Below are 21,341 nucleotides of genomic sequence, written 5' to 3' on the forward strand. Positions count from 1 at the left end.
ACCGTCCCACTCCATGAACTATAAACCAACCTGCATTGTATCCTCCTTCAACCAGAGAATACGACTGCCAAGTGACCGGCCGGCGCCCCGCGTTACGCCATCTGCGCCCTGACCGCTCGTCAGCACCCCGGCGCGTCTGTTAAGCTGCACCCCTTTTCCGGCGCTCGACGCCTGCTGCTCAGCGACCCCGCCCGATATCAAAGCCAGCCGTTAACGCCTTTTTCTTTCCGTAATATCTTCATGTCGAATCGCTGCATGATCAGGGAGCCAGAGATCAAATTCATGGACAAGCCGAACCAAGAATCAACCCCTGAAATACAGCACTCCTCAGCACCCGATACGCCTGATCAAAACAACAAGAAAATTGCAATTCTGGTCTGTACCTATAACGGCGCGCGTTTTCTAAAAGAGCAACTCGATTCATTTATTGAACAGTCCCATCAGAACTGGGCAATCTACGTCTCGGATGACGGTTCGTCTGACGAAACACTGGACATATTGAAAGACTACCAACTTCGACTGGGCAGTGAGCGACTGGTCATTCTGCAGGGACCTCGAAAGGGGTTTGCCAGAAACTTTCTGTCACTTGTGAAAAACCCGTCAATCATTGCCGACTATTTTTGTTTCAGCGACCAAGACGATATATGGTTTAAAAACAAACTTAGCCGAAGTCTCGACTTGCTGCCTGAAGAAGGGAATGCCCCCGCCCTGTACTGCTCTCGAACTGCACTGGTCAATTCAAGTCTCGAGCCTATCGGCTATTCGCCTCTGTTTCTGCGAACACCCTGCTTCGAGAACGCACTGGTTCAAAGCATCGCCGGCGCCAACACAATGTTGATCAATAATGCTGCACGCGCACTTTTGCTGCGAGTAGCCGATGACGCTCCGGTCGTCGCACATGACTGGCTGACCTACTTGCTGGTCACCGGCTGCGGCGGACGGGTAATCTACGACCCGACCCCCTCTCTCCATTACCGTCAGCATGAAGGGAATCTGATCGGCGCCAACGCCGATCTGAAAAACCAGATCCTGCGACTGCGCAAAATGTTCACGGGACGCTTCAGCCAGTGGAGCACCCAGAACCTCAGCATCCTGCATACCGTTCGCGACAGGTTGACCGACAGAAACAGGCAGGTACTGGAGCTGTTCGAAACCGCTCGACGCAGCAGCCTGCCGGGACGGCTTTACCGGATGCGAAAAAGCGGAGTCCACCGCCAGACACTCAAAGGCAACATCAGCCTGATCGTCGCTACGCTGATGAACAAGATCTAAGCGGACGACTGACGGGCCCGCGCCTGTCAGTACGACGATTTACGCTGCCAGGCCAGCCCTGTACTTCCAGGCGATGAATGCCAACGGCACGTAGGCGACCATACAGCCCAGAACACCTGGCACAACACCGGTTCCAGCCAGCAACGCCCATGGCAACAACCAGACCACGTTGATCACCACCACCGCCGATGTGACGGCCAGATGACTCGAAGTGCGTTGCGCAGCATGCTGATAGGCATGACTACGGTGAGCCTGATACACCTTGTCGCCCTTTAGCAACCGCCGGACCAGCGTCCAGGTAGCGTCAACAATGAAAACCCCCAACAGAATCAACCAACTCCACAGCAGCTCCGGTTTCTCCCACGCCGCTTGAAGCGCCATGGCTCCCAGCACCATGCCGAGAAACCCGCTGCCCGCATCCCCCATGAAGATCCGTGCAGGCGGGAAATTCCAGCAAAGAAAACCGGCGACAGCCGCAGCCAGAACCAGCGCGCCACCGATCAAGTCGGGATGGCCGCACCAGCCGTAAACAACGCAGACCGCCAGACAGACACTGATGGCTTCAGCACTGGCCAGGCCGTCAATGCCATCCATGAAGTTATACAGATTGAGCATCCACACCAGATAGATCACGGCAAGCAGGTCGCCAAGCAATCGCAGGTCAACCAGTGCGCCAAACAATGGGACAGGCGCCAGACCCTTGATCCAGAACAACGCCCAGCCGGCAGCAATAAAGTGCCCAAGCAGACGCCAACGGGCAGCGATATGTCCGTGATCATCGGCGAAGCCAATCACTGCAACCAACAATCCGGCGCCCAGAATACCGATCATCGCGGCCTGTTCGAAAAGCCCTGCCGCGACCAGCAACGGCAAAGCCAGGGCAAATGCCACCACAATCGCAACACCGCCTCCCCTGGGCGTTGGAATCGAATGGGAACTGCGCTCATTCGGCACATCCATCAGGCTTCTGGCCAGCGCGTAACGCCGCAAGACCAGCGTCAACCCCCAGGACAGGAGAAAAACGACAAGCAAAATACTCCAGAAAATCATCTGTTCTTGGTATCCAGGTAGTAGTCAGCGGTCTGGCGCAATGCCCTCTCCACCCTAGAGGGAGGTGTCCAACCCAACACCTCTCGTGTATGCCTGATATCGACTTGCAAGGAGCCACAGAGCCTCTGCGCCAACGCTCCTTTTCCAAGCAGCTTGGCAGGCCATGTCAGCAATACCGCAGGGAGCGGCACCAGCGCCGCTGTTTTCCCGAGCGCACGCGCCATGCCGCTCAAGAGCGTGGTCGTCGACAGATCCTCGCCATCACTGACAAGAAACACCTGCCCCGCAGCCTTCGGGTGATCGATACAGGTCACCACGAGATCGACAAGATTGGTCAGCGAAACCAGACTTCGACGATTATCGATCGCACCGAACGGCAACGGCACGCCTTTATCGAGCCAGCGCATCATGCTGAGAAAGTTTGCCCGGACTCCCGGCCCGTAGACCAACGGCGGCCGGATGATGACCACTTCCATGCCGGTCTCCTGAGCGAGCTTTTGCAAGGCAAGCTCCGCCTCCAGCTTGGAAACGCCATACGGGTCTTTCGGCATGGGCCGATCCAGCGCAGTAAATGGCCGATCAGGCTCGGTCTGCTCGCCATTGACCTTGATACTGCTGATGAAAATAAACCGTTTGACGCCCGCCGCTGAGGCCTGCTGCGCCAGCTGGAGGGTCCCATCGACATTCACCCGCCGATATTCCGCCAGCGGATCAGAGGACGAATCGTCCATGACGTGCACCCGCGCAGCGGCATGCACAATGACGTCAATGCCGTTCAAATCAGGAAGCGCAGCTTGATCGCCGAGCTCCAGCGACACAATCGGACACAAACCCTTGAGACGCGTCTCGCCCCTGGCGGCAGCCACCGGAACCACTCGCCGATCAAGCAGCAACCTGAAGACCACCGCCTCACCGACAAATCCTCTGGCGCCGGTTACCAACACTCTTGGCATGTTCATTCGGCCTTGTTTCCAACCAGCGCGGTCAGCCAGCACACGAAGAAAAAGAACAACTTGTCCCTGCCCCGGCGCCGGCACCTGCAGGCACTCAGGGACAGCTTCAGTAACTGCCAGCGTCGCAAATCCTGCCAGCCACGAACGAAAGGATCCTGCTCCTTACCAACCAGCAGGGCGATCAGTCGAGCCTGGGAAAACCACCAACCGTTGTGGATTTTCTTGTACCGGACAACCAATGAACCGAGCCCAGTGTTGGCACCGACCTGATTGCGCTCATGCTGCCGGTATTGCAGGGTCGATTCAGGATCGATCACCCATGAATACCGATGACTTCGGGCAAATGCATAGCAATACCAGTCATGCAGACTGACCTCCTGCAACGCCTGCCAGTTGGCAACCATGGACGCCTTGATCGCGCCTGCCAATGACCGAGTGAAAACATAAGTGCAGCCGGGGCCGGCAGCCTCGAACAGATAATCCCATTCGACTTGAGCCTGAGCCTTGTCCAGCAAGTGAGTACGACCATCAGGCCAGAAAGCCGACACATTGCTCGAGTAAGCGTCCGCGCTCTGCTGGCGCAACAAACGGCAGGCACGCTCCAGCTTGTCGAGACGCCATATGTCGTCCTGATCGGCGAAAGCGACATAATCGTAAGCGCCCAGCTCGACATCACGCATCAAACGAAAGAAGTTGCGCGATGCTCCTCCGAAACGCCCTGCCGGCGGCAACAGAACGACATTCGAATGCCGAGCGGCGAACGATGCGCACCAGGATTCGGTGCCATCATTGGAGGGATCGACGCTGATGTGAATAGTCACATCAACGCCTGTCTGAGAAAGGATCGAGCAAAGTTGCTCCTCGATCCATTGCATGCCGTTGTAGGCCGCCAGCAACACGGCAACTTTAGGAGGGTTTACTGGCATGCCTATCCTGCTTACCGGTTGAACGCAGCATTGAAAGGAAAACGAATTTCCAATCAGTGAGCAGGTGAATCCAGCAGTTTCTGCAGGTATTGCCCGTATCCGGTTTTCTTCAACGCGTCGGCCTGAGCGGACAGCTGCTCGGCAGTGATCCAGCCATTGTGATAGGCGATCTCTTCGAGACATGCCACTTTCAAGCCCTGACGCTGCTCGATCGTATGAACGAAGTGACTGGCCTCAAGCAGCGAGTCATGCGTACCGGTGTCGAGCCACGCAAAACCACGACCCAACATCTCCACCTTGAGCGACTTCTGCTCGAGATAGGCACGGTTGACGTCGGTGATTTCCAGCTCTCCGCGCTCCGATGGCTTGATGCCTTTGGCGATCTTGACCACATCGTTGTCGTAGAAGTACAAGCCGGTAACAGCGTAGTTGGACTTCGGCTTCAGTGGCTTCTCTTCAATACTCAGTGCCTGGCCCGTCTTGTCGAACTCGACGACACCGAAACGCTCCGGATCGGAAACGTGGTAGCCAAACACGGTAGCACCGGACGCCTGGGCACTGGCAGAACGCAGATTGTCCGAGAAGTGCTGACCGTAAAAGATGTTGTCGCCCAGAATCAGGCAGCAAGGATCCTTGCCGATGAACTCTTCGCCGATGATGAACGCCTGCGCCAGACCATCCGGAGATGGCTGTTCGGCATAGCTCAACTTGATACCGTACAGGCTGCCGTCACCCAGCAGCTTCTTGAAACAGGGCAAATCTTCCGGCGTGGAGATAATCAGGATTTCACGCATGCCGGCCAGCATCAGTACCGACAACGGATAGAAGATCATCGGCTTGTCGTAAATCGGCAACATCTGCTTGGAAACACCAAGGGTCAACGGATGCAGACGAGTGCCCGAGCCGCCAGCGAGGATGATGCCTTTACGATTTGTCGTGGTCATTTATTCAGAACTTCCATAAGCATTCGGGTTACACCACTTTGCCAATCCGGCAAGTGTAGAGAAAAATTGTCACGCAGCTTCCGGGTATTCAATCGCGAATTCCGGGGACGACGCGCAGGCGTCGAATAGGCTGCCGTTTCAATCGGATTGATCGACATCACAGCCAGCGTCTCGCCATGCGCTTTCGCCACTTCGACAACATGTTGGGCATAGCCATGCCATGACACCTCACCCGCCGCCGCCAGGTGGTAGACACCTGCCAGATCCGGGCGCTGCAAAACCTGGCGAATGGCGTGTGCAGTGACATCGGCGATCAGATCCGCACCGGTCGGCGCACCGATCTGATCGTTGATCACATTCAGTTCTTCACGCTCTCTGGCCAGGCGAAGCATGGTCTTGGCGAAGTTGTTGCCGCGAGCACTGTAGATCCAGCTTGGACGAAAGATCAGGTACTTGCAGCCGGATGCAACGACCGCCTCTTCCCCGGCAAACTTGCTGGCACCGTAGTGATTGACCGGTGCAACTGCAGCGTCTTCCAGCCAGGGGGTAGTGCCCTCTCCGCTGAAAACGTAGTCCGTTGAATAGTGAACCAGCCATGCGCCCAGGGATAATGCCTCCTCGGCCAAGGCCTGCACCGCCTTGACGTTCACCAGATCAACCAGCTCCCGCTCGGATTCGGCTTTGTCTACGGCAGTGTAGGCGGCGGCATTAACGATCACGTCTGGCCTGACCGTGCGAATGGTCGCGCGCAGACCTTCGAGATCAGTGAGATCACCACACAAACCGCCCACGGTTTGACGATCAAGGGACAACAGCTCGCCCAGTGGCGCCAGGGAGCGTTGCAGCTCCCAGCCCACCTGGCCATTTTTTCCTAGAAGGAGGATTCTCATGCCTTTGTCGAACGACCTGCGTAGTTCTGGTCAATCCACTGTTGGTAGCTGCCACTCTTCACGTGAGCGACCCACTCAGTATTGCTCAAATACCACTCGACCGTTTTACGGATTCCACTTTCAAAGGTCTCCTCGGGCGTCCAGCCCAGCTCACGCTGGATTTTACTGGCGTCAATCGCGTAACGCTGATCGTGTCCCGGACGATCCTGAACATAGGTGATCAGGCTGGCATGCGGACGGTGAGCGGAGTCAGGACGCAGTTCGTCAAGCAGGGCGCAAAGGGTATTCACCACTTCGATGTTCTGCTTTTCGTTGTGGCCGCCAATGTTATAGGTCTCGCCGATAACGCCCTCGGTCACGACCTTGTACAGGGCGCGTGCGTGATCCTCGACATAAAGCCAGTCACGCACCTGGTTACCCTTGCCGTAAACAGGCAGCGGCTTGCCTTCCAGCGCGTTGAGAATGATCAGCGGGATCAGCTTCTCGGGGAAGTGGCAAGGACCATAGTTGTTCGAGCAGTTGGTAACGAGCGTTGGCAGGCCATAGGTACGAGCCCAGGCGCGAACCAGGTGGTCGGAGCTGGCCTTGCTGGCCGAGTAAGGCGAACTTGGCTGATACGGCGTGGTTTCCGTGAAGAGATCTTCGGGACCCTCAAGGTCTCCGTAAACTTCGTCGGTGGAGATATGGTGAAAACGGAAAGCGGCCTTGCGTTGATCATCGAGGGCCGCCCAGTAGTGGCGGGCCGCTTCGAGAAGAGTGTAGGTGCCAATGATATTGGTCTGGATAAACTCGGACGGGCCGGAAATGGAACGATCGACGTGGGATTCGGCCGCCAGGTGCATGATGGCATCTGGTTGATGTTCACGCAGAACACGGTCGATCTGATCACGATCACAGATATCGACTCGCTCGAATGCGTAACGCGAATCCTGGCTGACTTCGGCGAGCGACTCAAGGTTGCCGGCATAGGTGAGCTTATCGACATTGACAACGGAGTCGGTGGTATTGGAAATGATGTGTCGGATGACTGCCGAACCGATAAAACCTGCACCGCCGGTGACTAGAATTTTCACGCGAAACCATACCCTTGAGTTACTGAGAGGACCGCCAACCGGGCCCTGCCTGATCCATGAATGCAAAAGCCATCAACTTTGCGGAGGCTTTCGATAGAAACAGCCTGCACCGACAGGGATAACCACCATCGGAACGGCGTAGCATTTTACAGTTTACCGGAAGATTTACTAATGGATATGGACAAGCTGCTGTGCAATTTCATACGCACGTCTGAAGGGCATCGGCCTTAAACAGGCCGCTTGCGTGAAACACGCGGCACAATACGTAGAATACCTCTTATAAGCGGGCCAACTATCATGCCCGCCAGCAATGCCAGCACCACGATCAAAGAGACAGGCAACTGGGGCCCCGCCCATCCCAGAAACAGCAACGAGACCGATTGTTGATTCTCAAGGACAAATGCCAGCAGCATCAGGACCAATAACAGGAAAAATACGACGAAGCCTGCACGCTTGAAGTTACGCATGACCGACACTCCGAAATCTCGACGAAATCAAAGCTCGCCCTCCTCTTCCTCGTTCACGCGGTCACGCAACTCCTTGCCCGGCTTGAAATGTGGAACGAACTTACCGTCAAGGCTGACGGATTGCCCGGTTTTCGGGTTCCGCCCAACACGCGGTGCGCGATAGTGCAGGGAGAAGCTGCCAAACCCGCGGATCTCTATGCGATCACCGGTAGCAAGGCATTGGGACATTTGCTCAAGCATGGTCTTGATGGCCAACTCCACATCTTTGGATGAGAGCAGCCCTTGATGGGTGACAATTCGTTCGATCAACTCCGACTTCGTCATGTTTTTCCCTTCTTTTTCAAGCAGCTAGATCCGCGCTACAAAGGGTTTTAGCATGCGCTGAAGATTTTGAACAGCCTGAGTATTGACGAACCCGCAAGTTCAACTTTACAGGGCCCGGAGCCGCGGCGGGCGCCAGCCCGAACCTCAGGAACTCCGACCCCGTCCCGGCAGTGTTTTTCACGGTTTGCAGATCACAAACATCGTTCGCGTCAGGTATCCGGCCGGGTTCCAGCCGAATGGATAGTCCTCGGCGTCCTCCTTGGAATCACTGGACCTGGCCACGACCTTGTACCCCTTCGCCGGACACTCGCGAGCCGCACGCTTTTCGCACTTCTCCCAACTGGAGCCAAGCCCCGAACAATCGATACGTACACCGGTTTCGCCACGAACGACATGGGTTTTACTGTTGGTTGTACAGCCCGCCAGGATCAGCAACATCGCAACAACGATAAACCTGTTCATCCCCCTACCTACCCCCGACACAACCAACACCCTGCAAAGGCAGCTCAGATCCGCCCCGTCCAGAAAAGACCACAAGGCACCGAACTTGGTTTCCTTTTTAATGCCCGTCACTTGAAAAAGCCCATTTCACCTCAGGCAGAACGGGACGCACGCCTCACGAGAAAAAAGACGGATTCAGCCCGACCAACCCCCTTAAAACCTTACCCCATTCTTGTTACAAAATAATTCAATGAACACTTCCAAACACCACAAAAGCACAGCCTGTCACGCCCCAAACCTGCCGCCACGGGGGCGCGAAATGCAATCCACTTTCAGACGAGAACCGATACCAGTCGGATCCCAATGATGGTCTAGACCGTCATAAATGGTTATTATCGCCGCGCCAAGCGTAGGAAAAACCTGTACGCATCATCGGAAAAGTCACGAGTTAAGTGATGAAAAAGCCGACTTGGCCCCCACGAAAAGCGCTGATGTTTTACCTTGCATATAGGCAACTCACGAAGTTTTTCAAAGCCTCCGCAGCTCGAATGCCGAGGTTTGGCTCAAAAGCGTATACGTGTTTCTGACGTTGCGAGGCCAGCAGAGTCATTGCAAAAACTGACGTTCACCTGTGAGAAGACTTTTCTCCAGCTTTTACTGGAGTCGAGACATGGAGTTCACATATCTGCCAGCACCGCGATACCCAGCTTGACCGGATCCACCCTCAAAAAAATTGCGATCTGGTGTCGATGTCACCGCATTGATCCAGGTTCATACGCCCAACTCTTGCACAACCTCGATCGGTAAGTAAGGCAACCCCCCAGTTTGTAGCCTGATCTACCTATAAGGACATTCCATGTCGATTCAGCTGTTCGTACCAAAATTCCGTATTGATGAATGCCTCGCTGCCATTCGCGAATGCCTCGAAAAAGGCTGGACCGGTCTCGGCTTCAAAACCGCGACCATGGAAGAGGAATGGAAAACCTATACTGGTTTGCCGAATGCCCACTTCCTGAGCTCCAACACCGTTGGCCTGCACCTGGCAGTAGAACTGTACAAGACCAAGTTCGGCTGGAGCGATGAAGATGAAGTCATCACCACGCCACTGACCTTCATTTCGACCAACCACGCCATTCTGTATGCGGGCATGAAGCCTGTATTCGCGGACGTCGACGCATCGCTGTGCCTTGACCCGGAAAGCGTTATCGAGCGCATCACGCCAAAAACCAAGGCTCTGATCTTTGTCGGCATCGGTGGCAACATCGGCCAGTACCAGAAAATCGTCGAAATCTGCAAAGAGCACGACATCAAGCTGATCCTGGATGCCGCCCACATGGCAGGCACTCGCGTCAACGGCAAACATGTTGGCCAAGAAGCCGACTGCGTCGTGTTCAGCTTCCAGGCTGTGAAAAACCTGCCGACCGCCGACTCCGGCATGATCTGCTTCAAGAGTAAAGAAGACGACGAGCGGGTTCGCAAGCTGAGCTGGCTGGGCATCAACAAAGACACCTTCGCTCGCACCGCCGCACAAGGCGCGTACAAGTGGATGTACGACGTTGAAGAGCTGGGCTACAAATACCACGGCAACTCGATCATGGCGGCCATGGGCCTGGTTCAGCTCAAATACCTGGACCTGGACAACGCCTACCGTCGTCAGCTGGCGAGCTGGTACCGTGAGAACCTGGCCGGCCAGACCAAGATCGACATCGTCAACGTAACACCAGGTTGCGAGTCCTCGACCCACCTGCTGCAGATTCGCGTCAAGGATCGCGATGCTCTGATGCTCGCGCTGAACGAGCACCAGATCTACCCGGGCGTGCACTACCGCGATAACACCGAGTACTCGATGTATTCGTTCGGTGCCGGCACCTGCCCGAATGCAGCCAAGGCCAGCCAGGAAATCCTGTCGCTGCCGATGCATCTGGGGCTGACCCGTGCCGACGTCGACACCGTGTGCGAACTGCTGATCCGCTACGCAAAATGAAGCGCTCACTCCCCTCGTTTGATGAAGGCGCAATGCGCCTTCGCTTGATCGAAGAGAGTGACCTGCACGAGACCTTGTCCTGGAGAAACCGGGACGAGGCACGTGTCTGGTTCAAAACTTCGACGCCTCTCACTTACGAGCAGCATGCCAACTGGTTTCATCAGCGTTATCAGCCGAGCGAGACCGACTTTCTGTTTGTCGTCGAAGCAGACGGCAAGCTGGTCGGCCAGGCGTCCGTCTATGGCATCGACTGGCAGAACCGCACCGCTGAAGTCGGTCGTTTTCTGGTTGACGCCGATCAGGCGGGTCGCGGCCATATCGGTCGTGCCTGTGGTGTACTGCTGGATATCTGCTGGCACACGCTTGATCTGGACTATGTCTTTCTCGAAGTCATCGAGACCAACGATCGCGCCATTCACCTTTACCGCAAACACGGTTTTTGTGAAGAGCAGCGTTACGACGGCCTCATCAGAATGGGCCTTCGAAAAAAACAGGCGAGAACTGAATGACGAGTGTCACGAGGCTGTTTATCGATAGCACGCGCGCATTGAAAATGTGGCGCGTCTGGACTTACCTGGGCGTTCAGGACATCAAGGCAAAATTTCACCGGTCATTCTTCGGTCCCCTGTGGATCGTGCTGACGACCGGTTTTTTTGTGACGGGTGTCGGGCTCATCTACGGTCTGCTGTTCGGCCAACCTGTTCACGAGTTTCTGCCTTACCTGGCCTGCGGTTTCGCCCTTTGGGGCTTTATCGTGGCATCGATCACCGATGCCAGCGCCACGTTCGTCAGGGCCGAGGGCTACATAAAACAGTTCTCCTATCCAAAGCAGATTTACCTGCTGAGAACGCTGATCTCGAGCGTGATCGTATTGTTGATCGGCATTGCCGTCGTGATCCCCGTGCAACTGTTCTTCAACGAGATCACTCCGCTCGGCTGGCTGTACGCTCTTCCGGGGCTGGCCCTGCTGATCATGGCGGCACTGGGTCATATCGCGGTCAGCGCCTATCTGGGCGCACGTTTTCGCGACTTTCCCCATGCCATGGCCGTCATGCTGCAGATGATGTTCTTCATCACGCCGATCATGTTCCCGATCAAACTGCTCCATGAGAAAGGACTTGGGTTCATCTATCAGTTCAACCCGCTCTATTACCTCATCGACGTGGTACGACACCCCATCATTCAGGGTGAACTTGCCCTGCCGGAAAACTACCTGTACGCCGGTGTGTATGTACTGGCCACCTGGGTAGCCGCTTTGCTTGTCGCCTACAAGCTTGATTCTCGTGTGGTTTTCCTCTTATGACTCGTGCATCGCTGATTCTGAAAAACGTTGACATCACCTTCGAAGGTGCACTCAGCAGTGAAGAGGGACTGAAAAGCTGGCTCAAGCGCAAGTTGCTGACGCGCAATGTCGATACGGCCACCAACTATCGTATCGAAGCGCTCAAAGGCATCAACCTGGAAATCAACCATGGTGAGCGTGTCGGGCTGATCGGGCTCAATGGCGCCGGCAAGAGCACCTTGCTCAAAGTCATGGCGGACATTTATCCGCCCACCGCAGGATCGGTTTCGATCAAAGGGCACGTCTGCCCGATGTTCGAGTTCGCCACCGGTTTCGAGATGAATCAGTCGGGCTGGGACAACATCCGTATTCGCGGACTGTTGCTGGGCATGTCCGCCGATGCCATCGAAGAAAAGCTGCCGGAAATCGCCGCGTTCACTGAGCTCGGCGACTTTCTCGACTACCCGGTACGTACTTACTCCTCCGGGATGTTCATTCGTCTGGCATTTGCCGTGTCGACCAGCATCAACCCGGAAATCCTGCTGATCGACGAAGTCATGGGCGCCGGTGACATTTCCTTCGCGGAAAAAGCCAAACGCCGCATGTTCGAATTTATGGAACAGGGAAAAATCCTGGTGTTCACCACCCATAACTTCAATCTGCTGAATGACTTCTGCACCCGCACGGTGTGGCTGCATAAAGGCCAGATTGTCGCGGATGGCCCGACCGACGAAATCGTCAAGCGTTACAACGAAGCGCACACCAACGCTCAATAAAAATCTCAACCTTTTCCGGCCAAGACTTACAGCTAGGATAGCGAGCCAACATGACGACCCCCTATAACTTAAAGAACATTCAAGCCCTGCGGTGGCTTGCTGCACTGCTGGTTTTCATTCAACACGCGGTGTACTTCTCCGGACAAATCAATAACGATTCCCTGCAAGGCTTCTTGCGACTGAGCTTCGGATCGATCGGTGTCTTCGTATTTTTCATCATTTCCGGCTTCGTCATCGCCTTGCAGACAGACAAGAAACCAAGCCTGTTCGCTGCGCACCGACTCGCGCGCATCTACCCGGCCTTTTTCATTGCCGTCATTGTTGCCTCGCTGATTTTCCTTGTTTTCTCCAGTTACCGTCCTGTTTTGAACAGCGGCACACTTTCGATGCTGCTGATTCCGGTCGGCTCGCTGAACGGGACGTTCCAGATCCCATACTGGACATTGATCTACGAAGTATTTTTCTACGCACTGGTGTTCCTGGCGATGATTGCCTTCAAGGCCAGACCACAACTGTTGAACATTGCCATGTTTGCCTGGTTGCTGGTCATCCTTGGGTTTGCCAATGCAGGCATCAAGACCAGTGTCGCCATGCCGACATTGAGTGAAATCGTTATTTCGACGCTGAACATTTACTTCATCGTCGGTTTCTTCCTGTCGCGCCTGCTTTTCCAGCCGACAAACGGGATTGCCTATGCCGCTCTCTTCGTCATGGCATTGGAGGCGGTGTATTTTCCTGAACAGCGCTATACCGCCATCATCTGCACAATGGGCGCCATCGCTATCCTGGCACTGATCAGACTGCCCGCACTTCCAGCATTTCTCATCAAACTGGGCGACTACTCCTACGGCATCTACCTGATGCACATGCCGGTGATCTTTTGCCTGTTCCTGGCCCTCAAACCTCACGGTGTGGATCTCTACACCTCGATTGCGATCATGACCGCGATTGCATTGCCGGCAGCCTTTCTGTTCGGCAAGTTCGAGTACTGGCTCTATCAGACCAAAATTCGCCCGGCCGTAGATAAACTTCTGACCCGCCAAAGCTCGCTTCATCAGAACCAGCCCCTGGAGCAGCCATGAAATTTAGTGATTTCTCCTCTGACCTGAAGATTCATGCCAGTTCCAAGGCACCGTCGAAACCGAAGGTCACGGTGATTCTCCCGACCTATTCCCGCGGCCACGGGCCGCTGCAGGAATCCATCGACAGTGTATTGGCACAAAGTTACCGAAACTTTGAACTGATCATTGTCGACGACGGTTCACGGGACGGCTCTGCGGCCGTCCTGCAGGAATACCTGAAGAAAGATCCGCGCATCATTGTTCATTCGTACCACAAGAACAGCGGCCTGCCGGCCTTGCGCGTCAACCAGGCGGCACTGCGGGCGAAAGGCAAATACATTGCCTACCAGTTCGACGACGACATGTGGACCGAGCACAGCCTGCAAGTGCGTGTCGAGCAGCTGGAAAAGTGCACCAGACCTGCAGTGGCCTATGCCAACGCCAGCGTCGACATCGCTCTCGCCGACGGGTCGATCACTACCCGCAAGCTGGGCGGACCGTTCAACTATGGCCTGTTGATGAACGGCAACTACATTGCCAACAACACGGTCATGCACCACAAGTCCCTGTTTGATATCGCAGGCATGTATGACTCGCACGTCATGATGCGCCGTTACTCGGACTATGATCTGTGGTTGCGATTCGCCAAACACGCCGACTTTATCTGGGTCGACGAAGTGACGTCGCATGTACGGGCCAACCTGGTCGACTCGCTGGGCAAGGAAATTCCATTGTTCTTCGCGCGGTACAGAAAGAGCCTGGCGATACCACGCGATCATTTGCTGACCCCTGCAAAAATCAACGACTACGACGTCATCGATCTGTCGCAATTTGCCGATACGTTCACCGATGCGGAAATCATTGAATACCGGCGCATGGAAGCCGCGCCGTTCCTGACCAAGTTCAATGATTACTGCAGCGACTCCGAAATGGCGGTCGCAGCGGCCGCTCGAGGACGCAAGCTGCACTTGTTGACCGTGAAACCGGATTATTCGACATCGGTGGATGTCACGATCCACAACTTCACGCAACTGGCAGAACAGCGGGCGATCACCAGCACTTTCGTCAAGGAAAACGACCTGCCGGTCATCGATCTGGCGGGCGTGGATGTGACCGTGCTCTATCGCACTGTCGGCGTTGCCGGCAGCCAGTTCGTCAAGAACCAGAAAGGCAATATGCCTTTGGCCTACTTGATGGACGACAACATGCTGCACTTCCATGAAGTCGGTCCCCAACACAGCTTTCTTGCGCCTGGCACACCGACCTATCAGAACATCGCGCAACAGATCCAGTCGGTCGACACCTGCATCGGTTACAGCGATGCAATCAATGAAGACCTGCGCGAGCTCAACAGTAAAACAGTTCGGCTCAATACCAACATTCATGCCCGGTTCGTGCAAAAACGCACCTATAGCCGCGGCAAGCGTCTGAAAGTTGCAATCATGTCCGGTGCCGTGCGCGAGGATATTCTGCGCGAGCTCTGGCAAGCACTTGCGAACTTCGCCAGCGCCCACGCCAATTCGGTAGAGTTTCACTTCTGGGGTCTGGATCCGGAGAAATTCGGCACACTGGAATGTCCGGTCTTCTTCAAACCGTTCACTCACGTCTACGAAAGCTATATTCGCGACCTGAGCGAAACCAGCTTCGACATCGCACTGGTTCCCCTGGACTTCAGCACCCGCGCCGCGCGCAGCAAAAGCCCGGTCAAATTGCTGGAATCAGTCGCCGCCGGCGCCATCGGCATCTTCACCGATGCCGTACCCTACTCCGACATTCCAGATGCCTGTTGTGTGAAGGTCGAAAACACGGTCGAGGCCTGGGAACAGGCGCTGAATCATTGCTACGAAATGGGCCAGCAAAAGCGTGACCAGATGCTGGAAAACGCCCGGGAACTGGTGCTTTCGCGCTATACCACCGAATCGCAGTTCTACGACTTCCTTGCCAGCTGCGAAGCCGTTCGCCTGCATTCCAGACTGGGTGACAAAGCCATTGCCTATGCCTTCCACGAAACAGCGCTGGGCGGCGCCACGCTGCACCTGATCCGCCACGCCAGCCTCGTGGCTTCGCTGGGTTTCCGCGTTGTCGGCATCGTTCCGCAGGATGCCACCTACGGCCCGATCTTCAAGGCGCGCTGGGACGCCGCAACGAATGGGGCGTGCCTGCTCGAAGAGCAATGGCCTTCGGGGTATATCGACAGTCCGCAACCGCAGCGTCCGTTTCAGCCGCAGGATGAGGCGGCAGCAAGGCATCTGTCCAATTGCCTCGAGCCGGAAAGAGTCGGCTTCCTGCACTTTGCGACATGGTCACCGACCATGAGCCTGCTGGCCAAACAACTGGGCATTCCCTGCAGCGCCAGTGTCCACCAGTTTTATGAGGGCGCCGGCAACTCCATCGTTCACTTTGCCGACTCGATCCACTGCTCCTCGCTGACTCATGGCTTCAAATGGTCGAGCCTGTCGAAAAGTCCGGCCCGGCGTATCGTCTGCCCGGTCGCCGACGATTACTTCGCCAGTTTCGCTACCAATCGCGCCCGTGCAGCCAAGAGCGGCAATGCCTTGCGAATTCTTGTCTCCGGCACGCTGCAGCCGCGAAAGAACCAACTCGGCGCAATTCAGGCGGCAATCCTGCTCAACGATGCCGGCTTCGATGTTTCGCTGGACCTGATCGGCTACACGGTGTTTCACAATCAATACCTGGCCGAGTGCACTTCATTAATTGAAGCCAGCCAATATAAAGATAAATTCATCATTCATGGTTTTATCGATGATCCAAAACCGTTTTATGATAAGTGCGACTTGTTGTTGATATCGGCTACCGATGAGTCCATGCCTCAAACCATGTTGCAGGCAATGGCCATGGGTATACCCGTTGTTTCAACAATTGTCGGCGGCGTAGGGGAAATCATCAAACATCGCTACAGCGGCTTCCTCGCCCAGGACGACAGTCCAGAGGCCATGGCAGCGGCAGTATCGCAGTACATCCGGTTGTCACAATTGCAGCGTCTGGAAATCATCGATCGTGCGCAGCGATCCATGAAATTCCTTGCCCGCCCGACCTACGTCCGCTCCGAACTGGTGGATCTGTACAACCAGGCATTCGAGGAGTTCGCCCGGCACCGCAAAGCTGCACAAAAGCCCGGCGACAACTCGTCCAGGACCTCGGCGTCTTCGTATGAACAGATGCTGCTTGCAACTCTGAACACCACCCGCAGTCAGATCAGCCAATTAAGCAGAGCGCTGGATAAATGACATTAGAGAATGAAGTGGTGAACGTTGACCTGGGTTGCGGGAAACGCAAACAGGAAGGATTTTTCGGCATCGATCGATTCCCGATGCCGGAAGTCGATATGCTGGCCGATATCGATCTTGGCATTCCGCTGCAAGATGATTCGGTCGATATGTTGTTCTCGTCGCACTTCCTGGAACACGCCCGGGATCTGATGTTCACCATGCGCGAAATCTATCGCGTCTGTAAGCATGGGGCACAGGTATGCATTATCGCCCCCTATAACGAACAGAAACTGAATATCGCCAACCCTTACCACATCACGATTTTCAACGAGCACACGCCTCGCTTCTGGACTGACCACACGGAAACACCGGTGGATGAAGCGGACTATGCGGATCCGGTAAAGCGCCCCTGGGGACTTTCAAAGTCAGACAACTCCAATCCCGGTCTCGATATTCGACTGATCAACATGGAGTTCTTCTACTTCCCCGAGTACCTGCATCTACCGCTCGAGCAAAAGAGAAAGTTTCGTAACGAGCGCTTCAACGTATGTGACCAGATCATGTACCAGTTGATCGTTTGGAAAGGTGATGAATGCTCGCCTGGCGTCAGCTACGAAGATCACGTCAGCGCATTCAAACCTTATGAACCTCATTACATCAGGCACCTCAAGATGCACGAGCAAAACGAAATCATCCAGAAGTTCACTCAGTCGGAAGCCGCTCTTCGTCAGCGAATCGAGGGCCTGAAAACCGAACTGGCACAAGCGACAAACGCGGCACAAGCCGCGGCGGCGGAACAATCGACAGCAGCCGCAGCTGCTCAGGCACTGGCAGCACAAGCCGCTGCGGCGGCCTCGGCGATTACCACCGATACGCTGCTGGAGCGGCGCATCAATGAGCTGACCGAGGACCGTGCACTGACTGACCGTCTGCTGCATGAAGCCCGGGCGGACAACCACCAGTTGCGGTTGCAGGTGATGAGTGCCTATGAAAAGGCTGAAGCCCTCTCGGCTCAGATCCACGAAGGCAAGACCCGGTTGATGAAGTCTCAACTGGAACAGGAACAACTGAGCGAACAGATAAACCGCCTGAGCGAACAGAACGCCAAACTTGAAAGCGACAATGTCGACGCCTTGCTGCTCGTCAATGAACTGCATGAACGCCTGGCAGAAGCCCAGTCCAATACCTCGGCGGCTCATCAGGCCCTGCTGGATCAGACGCAGGAAAACAAGGAGCTGCGCTCCCGCCTGGAAGTGTCGGCCATTGCCAATGCCAAAGTTGCTCTGGTCAAAGCCGAACTCGTTGCAGCCAACGGCATCATCGACTGGTATCGCGCCAAGGAAGAAACCTGGAACATCGAACAGCATCGCCTCCAGCAGGACGTAATCAACGCCCAGCAGGCGACGAAGAAAGCAGCACTGACTCAATCGCCTCTCGCCCAGGAAGTGCAACATCTGAACCTGGCTCTCAGCACTGCAAAGAGCCAGGCCAGTCAATCGCGCCACGAAGCATTGCAGGTCATTGACAGTCTTCAATCGGAAGTCCGGGAGTATCGCTCCTCGCGTTCCCTGCAACTGGTGTCGCTGTACAAGAGTAAAAGCTCGCTGTGGAATTCGATTTCCCCGGCCTTCACGCCGCTCAGAAGCTTTACTGAGAAACACCTGCTCAAGACCTCTCGGCCCGTGCTGACACTTGGCGATGACTTGCGCAACGTTCCCTATCGCGAATACCTGATGCCACTTCGTCAGGAGAACCTGGGCGGCGTATTGCTCGCGGTTCGACCGTTGATGCGCGGGCAACTCGGCCTGCTGGGCGTAGAGATCGTCTCCAGCAATGACGAAGTTGTTGCCCATGTCGTTCTACCTCTCGCCGACATCGATCCCGAGGTGCCGACTCGATTCGAACTTCCGACAGCGGCCACCCTGGACGCCAATTGGTATCTGCGTGTCTTCGTCAGGGACTCCGATGTACCGGTTGCCCTTTACGAAGTCAGCCAGTATTCCATCATGAAAAAGCGCACCAAATACTTCCCGTTTGCTGCTCTCCAGTAATGGTCAAAGGTCGCAGCTTGATGAAGGGAAAAATAGATATCCTGATGGTTATCGAAGGCGAGATAGCAACGACTCATTTAATTGAGCACATGCTGTCCGCCTGTCGATCCTATGGTGTTGTCTACCGGAAGAAGTTTCTGTCCGAACTGACGATAGCGGATATTCGCAAAACCACTATTCCACTGTTCGTGCGCAGCGGCGATCCTTCCCTGCGACTGTGGATAGAGAAACTGCAGAACGCCAATCATCCTTACATTTACTACATCGATGACAACTTCTGGAAAATCGAAGGCGACTCACCGATCGCCAAGTATTACCAGCACCCATTGATTCGGCACACACTGGAAATGGCCGTTTCAAGCGCTCACAGAGTACTGACGAATTCTGACTTGCTTGCGGAGTTTTTATTTCAGTTCAATGAAAAGATCGAAATATTGCCTTCGTTCTTCGATTTTTCCTTGTTGCAGCCCACCCGAAAGATCGAGCTTGATGAACTGCGAATAGGTTTTGCCGGCAGCCCTTCGAGGGCTGACGATCTGGATATTATCAAGCCTGTCATATCCCCTCTTCTTCAAGCCTACCCGCAGGTCGTTTTCGAGTTTATCGGTGCTGCCCCAAACGATCTTGAGCTCAACGATCGTATTCGCTGCTTCCCCCACACTGCGGACTATGCGGGCTTCCTGCATTTCAAGCAGGAGCGCCAATGGTCGATAGGCCTCGCGCCGCTCATCGACAATGCATCGAATCGCTGCAAGACCAATAACAAGTACAGGGAATACTCGGCATGCGGCCTGCCCGGTGTCTATTCGGACATGCCGCCCTATCAACGATCAATCGTCCAGGGTGAAACCGGGGTTCTTTCGCCCAATACCTCCGACGCGTGGTATTCGGCGATCAGTCGGTTGATTGAAGACAAGACGCTGCGAGAACGCATCGCAGCAAAAGCCTACGACGATGTTTTCAAAAAACACTCGGTCGCCCACGTGGCGACCATATGGTCCGAGCACTTCGCTCAAGTTCATCAGCACATGAAACGCCGCAAGATCAGTCCGTTGCGAACCAACCGACTCAGATCCTACGTCATGACGCGCTTTCTTCGATTCGAATCGCTTTGGGTACGCGCAGCAACCGTGTATTCCCAAGGCGGAATACGTTTGCTGGTACACAAACTGATCAATCGGATCAAATTCGCCTTCTCACGCAGTGATTCTCTTTAATCAGCCCCTTGATAGCGGCCCCGAATTTATCAGGATGTAAATTATGCGAGTTACAGTTTTCGGCACCGGGTATGTCGGACTCGTCACGGGCGCTTGCCTTGCAGATGTTGGACATGACGTGATGTGTGTCGATGTCGATAACGCGAAAATCGAGAGCTTGAAGCAAGGCATCATCCCGATCTACGAACCGGGACTGGACGCACTGGTGGCACAGAACCAACGCGAGGGCCGCCTGCACTTCACAACCGACGCCAGGCAAGCCGTGGACTTTGGCCAATTGCAAATGATCGCGGTGGGCACCCCGCCCAACGAGGATGGTTCTGCCGACCTGCAGCATGTGCTGGCCGTCGCTCGCACCATCGGCGAGTACATGACCGAGCACAAAGTGATCGTGAACAAGTCGACGGTTCCGGTAGGCACTGCCGACAAAGTCAGCCGGACCGTCGACGCGATCCTGCAGGCCAGAGACGCCGGGCTCGACTTCGATGTCTGTTCCAATCCCGAGTTTCTCAAGGAAGGCTCGGCCATCGAGGACTTTGCCAAAGGTGCCCGTATTATCGTCGGGACCGAATCCGAAACGGTCAAAGCAATCATGCGCGAGTGCTACGCACCTTATAGCCGCAACCACGACAAATTGATTTTCATGGATGTGCGCGCCGCCGAACTGACGAAGTATGCGGCCAATGCGATGCTGGCGACCAAGATCAGCTTCATGAACGAAATCGCACAGATGGCAGAGCGGCTGGGGGCCGATATCGAACAGGTCCGGCTGGGTATCGGCTCCGATCCACGTATCGGTTTCCAGTTCATTTACCCCGGTTGTGGATACGGCGGCTCATGCTTCCCGAAAGACGTTCAGGCGCTCGCCCGCACGGCTCAGGAAATCGGCTATGAGGCGCAACTGTTGAACGCCGTCGAGGCCGTCAACAACCGCCAGAAGAACGTGATGTTCGAGAAGCTGTCCCTCGCCTTCGATCACGACCTGAAGAACAAGACCATCGCTGTCTGGGGCTTGTCTTTCAAACCCAACACTGACGACATGCGCGCAGCGCCCAGTCGCAATCTGATCGAAGCAATCTGGGCGGCAGGTGGAAAAGTCCAGGCATTCGACCCGGCCGCCATGAGCGAGGCCACGCGCATTTACGGAGCACGCGACGATCTGCAACTGACAGCCAATCGTGAAATGGCACTGGAAGGCGCCGATGCCCTGGTAATTTGCACAGAATGGAAACAATTTCGCACTGTCGACTTCAAGAAGCTGAAAACCTGCCTTAATTACCCGGTACTGGTCGACGGGCGTAACCTGTTTGACCCTGCCGCGGCCAAGGAGGCAGGGTTCATGTACTACGCAATCGGTCGTGCTGACTCGCTCATGCCCGTTCTGCAACCTTAAGGAGCTG

General features: G+C 55.2%; 19 protein-coding genes. 10 read left to right on the forward strand and 9 right to left on the reverse strand.

Annotated features, from left to right (window positions below):
- Window positions 1-282 precede the first annotated feature (282 nt).
- Window positions 283-1,272, forward strand: a complete 990-nt coding sequence (locus JKA62_RS00740) for a glycosyltransferase family 2 protein (RefSeq protein WP_011335348.1) — start codon at window positions 283-285, stop codon at window positions 1,270-1,272.
- A 39-nt stretch (window positions 1,273-1,311) separates the two neighbouring features.
- On the opposite strand, the gene JKA62_RS00745 is transcribed toward JKA62_RS00740, so the two are convergent.
- From JKA62_RS00745 to JKA62_RS00785, 9 genes are all read right to left on the reverse strand, one after another.
- Window positions 1,312-2,322, reverse strand: coding sequence for an MraY family glycosyltransferase (locus JKA62_RS00745; RefSeq protein WP_011335349.1), 1,011 nt, complete (start codon window positions 2,320-2,322; stop codon window positions 1,312-1,314).
- On the reverse strand, window positions 2,319-3,281 hold the full coding sequence (locus JKA62_RS00750) for a UDP-glucose 4-epimerase family protein (protein ID WP_011335350.1): 963 nt from the start codon (window positions 3,279-3,281) through the stop codon (window positions 2,319-2,321). Before JKA62_RS00750 ends, JKA62_RS00745 begins: the two co-directional genes overlap by 4 nt.
- Window positions 3,278-4,201 carry a glycosyltransferase gene (locus JKA62_RS00755; RefSeq protein WP_011335351.1) on the reverse strand — a complete coding sequence of 308 codons (924 nt, stop codon included), beginning with the start codon at window positions 4,199-4,201 and terminating at the stop codon, window positions 3,278-3,280. The genes JKA62_RS00750 and JKA62_RS00755 overlap by 4 nt, the downstream gene beginning before the upstream one ends.
- A gap of 53 nt (window positions 4,202-4,254) precedes the next feature.
- On the reverse strand, window positions 4,255-5,145 hold the full coding sequence (rfbA, locus tag JKA62_RS00760; protein ID WP_011335352.1) for a glucose-1-phosphate thymidylyltransferase RfbA: 891 nt from the start codon (window positions 5,143-5,145) through the stop codon (window positions 4,255-4,257).
- Window positions 5,142-6,035, reverse strand: a complete 894-nt coding sequence (rfbD, locus tag JKA62_RS00765; protein WP_011335353.1) for a dTDP-4-dehydrorhamnose reductase — start codon at window positions 6,033-6,035, stop codon at window positions 5,142-5,144. Before rfbD ends, rfbA begins: the two co-directional genes overlap by 4 nt.
- Window positions 6,032-7,108 (reverse strand): dTDP-glucose 4,6-dehydratase, encoded by a 1,077-nt coding sequence (rfbB, locus tag JKA62_RS00770; protein WP_011335354.1) that lies wholly within the window; start codon window positions 7,106-7,108, stop codon window positions 6,032-6,034. The genes rfbD and rfbB overlap by 4 nt, the downstream gene beginning before the upstream one ends.
- Before the next feature lie 227 nt (window positions 7,109-7,335).
- Window positions 7,336-7,575 (reverse strand): lipopolysaccharide assembly protein LapA domain-containing protein, encoded by a 240-nt coding sequence (locus JKA62_RS00775; RefSeq protein WP_041475389.1) that lies wholly within the window; start codon window positions 7,573-7,575, stop codon window positions 7,336-7,338.
- A gap of 27 nt (window positions 7,576-7,602) precedes the next feature.
- Complete coding sequence (ihfB, locus tag JKA62_RS00780) at window positions 7,603-7,899, reverse strand: integration host factor subunit beta (protein WP_011335356.1); 297 nt, start codon at window positions 7,897-7,899, stop codon at window positions 7,603-7,605.
- A 177-nt stretch (window positions 7,900-8,076) separates the two neighbouring features.
- Entirely contained in the window at window positions 8,077-8,361 is a 285-nt protein-coding gene (locus JKA62_RS00785; protein ID WP_011335357.1) for a hypothetical protein, read from the reverse strand.
- Between the two features lie 835 nt (window positions 8,362-9,196).
- On the opposite strand from JKA62_RS00785, the gene JKA62_RS00790 reads away from it, so the two are divergent.
- From JKA62_RS00790 to JKA62_RS00830, 9 genes are read left to right on the forward strand one after another with little or no spacing between them, the layout of a single operon-like run.
- Window positions 9,197-10,324 carry a DegT/DnrJ/EryC1/StrS family aminotransferase gene (locus JKA62_RS00790; RefSeq protein ID WP_011335358.1) on the forward strand — a complete coding sequence of 376 codons (1,128 nt, stop codon included), beginning with the start codon at window positions 9,197-9,199 and terminating at the stop codon, window positions 10,322-10,324.
- Window positions 10,321-10,833: a GNAT family N-acetyltransferase gene (locus JKA62_RS00795; RefSeq protein WP_011335359.1), complete on the forward strand. Its 513-nt coding sequence runs from the start codon at window positions 10,321-10,323 to the stop codon at window positions 10,831-10,833. The genes JKA62_RS00790 and JKA62_RS00795 overlap by 4 nt, the downstream gene beginning before the upstream one ends.
- On the forward strand, window positions 10,830-11,627 hold the full coding sequence (locus tag JKA62_RS00800; RefSeq protein WP_011335360.1) for an ABC transporter permease: 798 nt from the start codon (window positions 10,830-10,832) through the stop codon (window positions 11,625-11,627). Before JKA62_RS00795 ends, JKA62_RS00800 begins: the two co-directional genes overlap by 4 nt.
- Window positions 11,624-12,382, forward strand: a complete 759-nt coding sequence (locus tag JKA62_RS00805) for an ABC transporter ATP-binding protein (protein ID WP_011335361.1) — start codon at window positions 11,624-11,626, stop codon at window positions 12,380-12,382. The genes JKA62_RS00800 and JKA62_RS00805 overlap by 4 nt, the downstream gene beginning before the upstream one ends.
- A 50-nt stretch (window positions 12,383-12,432) precedes the next feature.
- Entirely contained in the window at window positions 12,433-13,464 is a 1,032-nt protein-coding gene (locus tag JKA62_RS00810; RefSeq protein ID WP_011335362.1) for an acyltransferase family protein, read from the forward strand.
- Window positions 13,461-16,691 (forward strand): glycosyltransferase, encoded by a 3,231-nt coding sequence (locus tag JKA62_RS00815; RefSeq protein ID WP_011335363.1) that lies wholly within the window; start codon window positions 13,461-13,463, stop codon window positions 16,689-16,691. The genes JKA62_RS00810 and JKA62_RS00815 overlap by 4 nt, the downstream gene beginning before the upstream one ends.
- Window positions 16,688-18,724 (forward strand): class I SAM-dependent methyltransferase, encoded by a 2,037-nt coding sequence (locus JKA62_RS00820; protein ID WP_011335364.1) that lies wholly within the window; start codon window positions 16,688-16,690, stop codon window positions 18,722-18,724. The genes JKA62_RS00815 and JKA62_RS00820 overlap by 4 nt, the downstream gene beginning before the upstream one ends.
- Before the next feature lie 44 nt (window positions 18,725-18,768).
- Window positions 18,769-19,941: a glycosyltransferase gene (locus tag JKA62_RS00825; protein WP_181457891.1), complete on the forward strand. Its 1,173-nt coding sequence runs from the start codon at window positions 18,769-18,771 to the stop codon at window positions 19,939-19,941.
- Between the two features lie 43 nt (window positions 19,942-19,984).
- Window positions 19,985-21,334 carry a UDP-glucose dehydrogenase family protein gene (locus JKA62_RS00830; protein WP_011335366.1) on the forward strand — a complete coding sequence of 450 codons (1,350 nt, stop codon included), beginning with the start codon at window positions 19,985-19,987 and terminating at the stop codon, window positions 21,332-21,334.
- Window positions 21,335-21,341: the final 7 nt, after the last annotated feature.

The organism is Pseudomonas sp. B7 (assembly GCF_016735645.1).
Classification (GTDB): domain Bacteria; phylum Pseudomonadota; class Gammaproteobacteria; order Pseudomonadales; family Pseudomonadaceae; genus Aquipseudomonas; species Aquipseudomonas glycinae.

Coding starts and splice junctions, on each gene's coding strand:
- JKA62_RS00740 (WP_011335348.1), top strand. CDS start 283: ATGGACAAGCCGAACCAAGAATCAACCCCTGAAATACAGCACTCCTCA.
- JKA62_RS00745 (WP_011335349.1), bottom strand. CDS start 2,322: ATGATTTTCTGGAGTATTTTGCTTGTCGTTTTTCTCCTGTCCTGGGGG.
- JKA62_RS00750 (WP_011335350.1), bottom strand. CDS start 3,281: ATGAACATGCCAAGAGTGTTGGTAACCGGCGCCAGAGGATTTGTCGGT.
- JKA62_RS00755 (WP_011335351.1), bottom strand. CDS start 4,201: ATGCCAGTAAACCCTCCTAAAGTTGCCGTGTTGCTGGCGGCCTACAAC.
- rfbA (WP_011335352.1), bottom strand. CDS start 5,145: ATGACCACGACAAATCGTAAAGGCATCATCCTCGCTGGCGGCTCGGGC.
- rfbD (WP_011335353.1), bottom strand. CDS start 6,035: ATGAGAATCCTCCTTCTAGGAAAAAATGGCCAGGTGGGCTGGGAGCTG.
- JKA62_RS00775 (WP_041475389.1), bottom strand. CDS start 7,575: ATGCGTAACTTCAAGCGTGCAGGCTTCGTCGTATTTTTCCTGTTATTG.
- ihfB (WP_011335356.1), bottom strand. CDS start 7,899: ATGACGAAGTCGGAGTTGATCGAACGAATTGTCACCCATCAAGGGCTG.
- JKA62_RS00785 (WP_011335357.1), bottom strand. CDS start 8,361: ATGAACAGGTTTATCGTTGTTGCGATGTTGCTGATCCTGGCGGGCTGT.
- JKA62_RS00790 (WP_011335358.1), top strand. CDS start 9,197: ATGTCGATTCAGCTGTTCGTACCAAAATTCCGTATTGATGAATGCCTC.
- JKA62_RS00795 (WP_011335359.1), top strand. CDS start 10,321: ATGAAGCGCTCACTCCCCTCGTTTGATGAAGGCGCAATGCGCCTTCGC.
- JKA62_RS00800 (WP_011335360.1), top strand. CDS start 10,830: ATGACGAGTGTCACGAGGCTGTTTATCGATAGCACGCGCGCATTGAAA.
- JKA62_RS00805 (WP_011335361.1), top strand. CDS start 11,624: ATGACTCGTGCATCGCTGATTCTGAAAAACGTTGACATCACCTTCGAA.
- JKA62_RS00810 (WP_011335362.1), top strand. CDS start 12,433: ATGACGACCCCCTATAACTTAAAGAACATTCAAGCCCTGCGGTGGCTT.
- JKA62_RS00815 (WP_011335363.1), top strand. CDS start 13,461: ATGAAATTTAGTGATTTCTCCTCTGACCTGAAGATTCATGCCAGTTCC.
- JKA62_RS00820 (WP_011335364.1), top strand. CDS start 16,688: ATGACATTAGAGAATGAAGTGGTGAACGTTGACCTGGGTTGCGGGAAA.
- JKA62_RS00825 (WP_181457891.1), top strand. CDS start 18,769: ATGGTTATCGAAGGCGAGATAGCAACGACTCATTTAATTGAGCACATG.
- JKA62_RS00830 (WP_011335366.1), top strand. CDS start 19,985: ATGCGAGTTACAGTTTTCGGCACCGGGTATGTCGGACTCGTCACGGGC.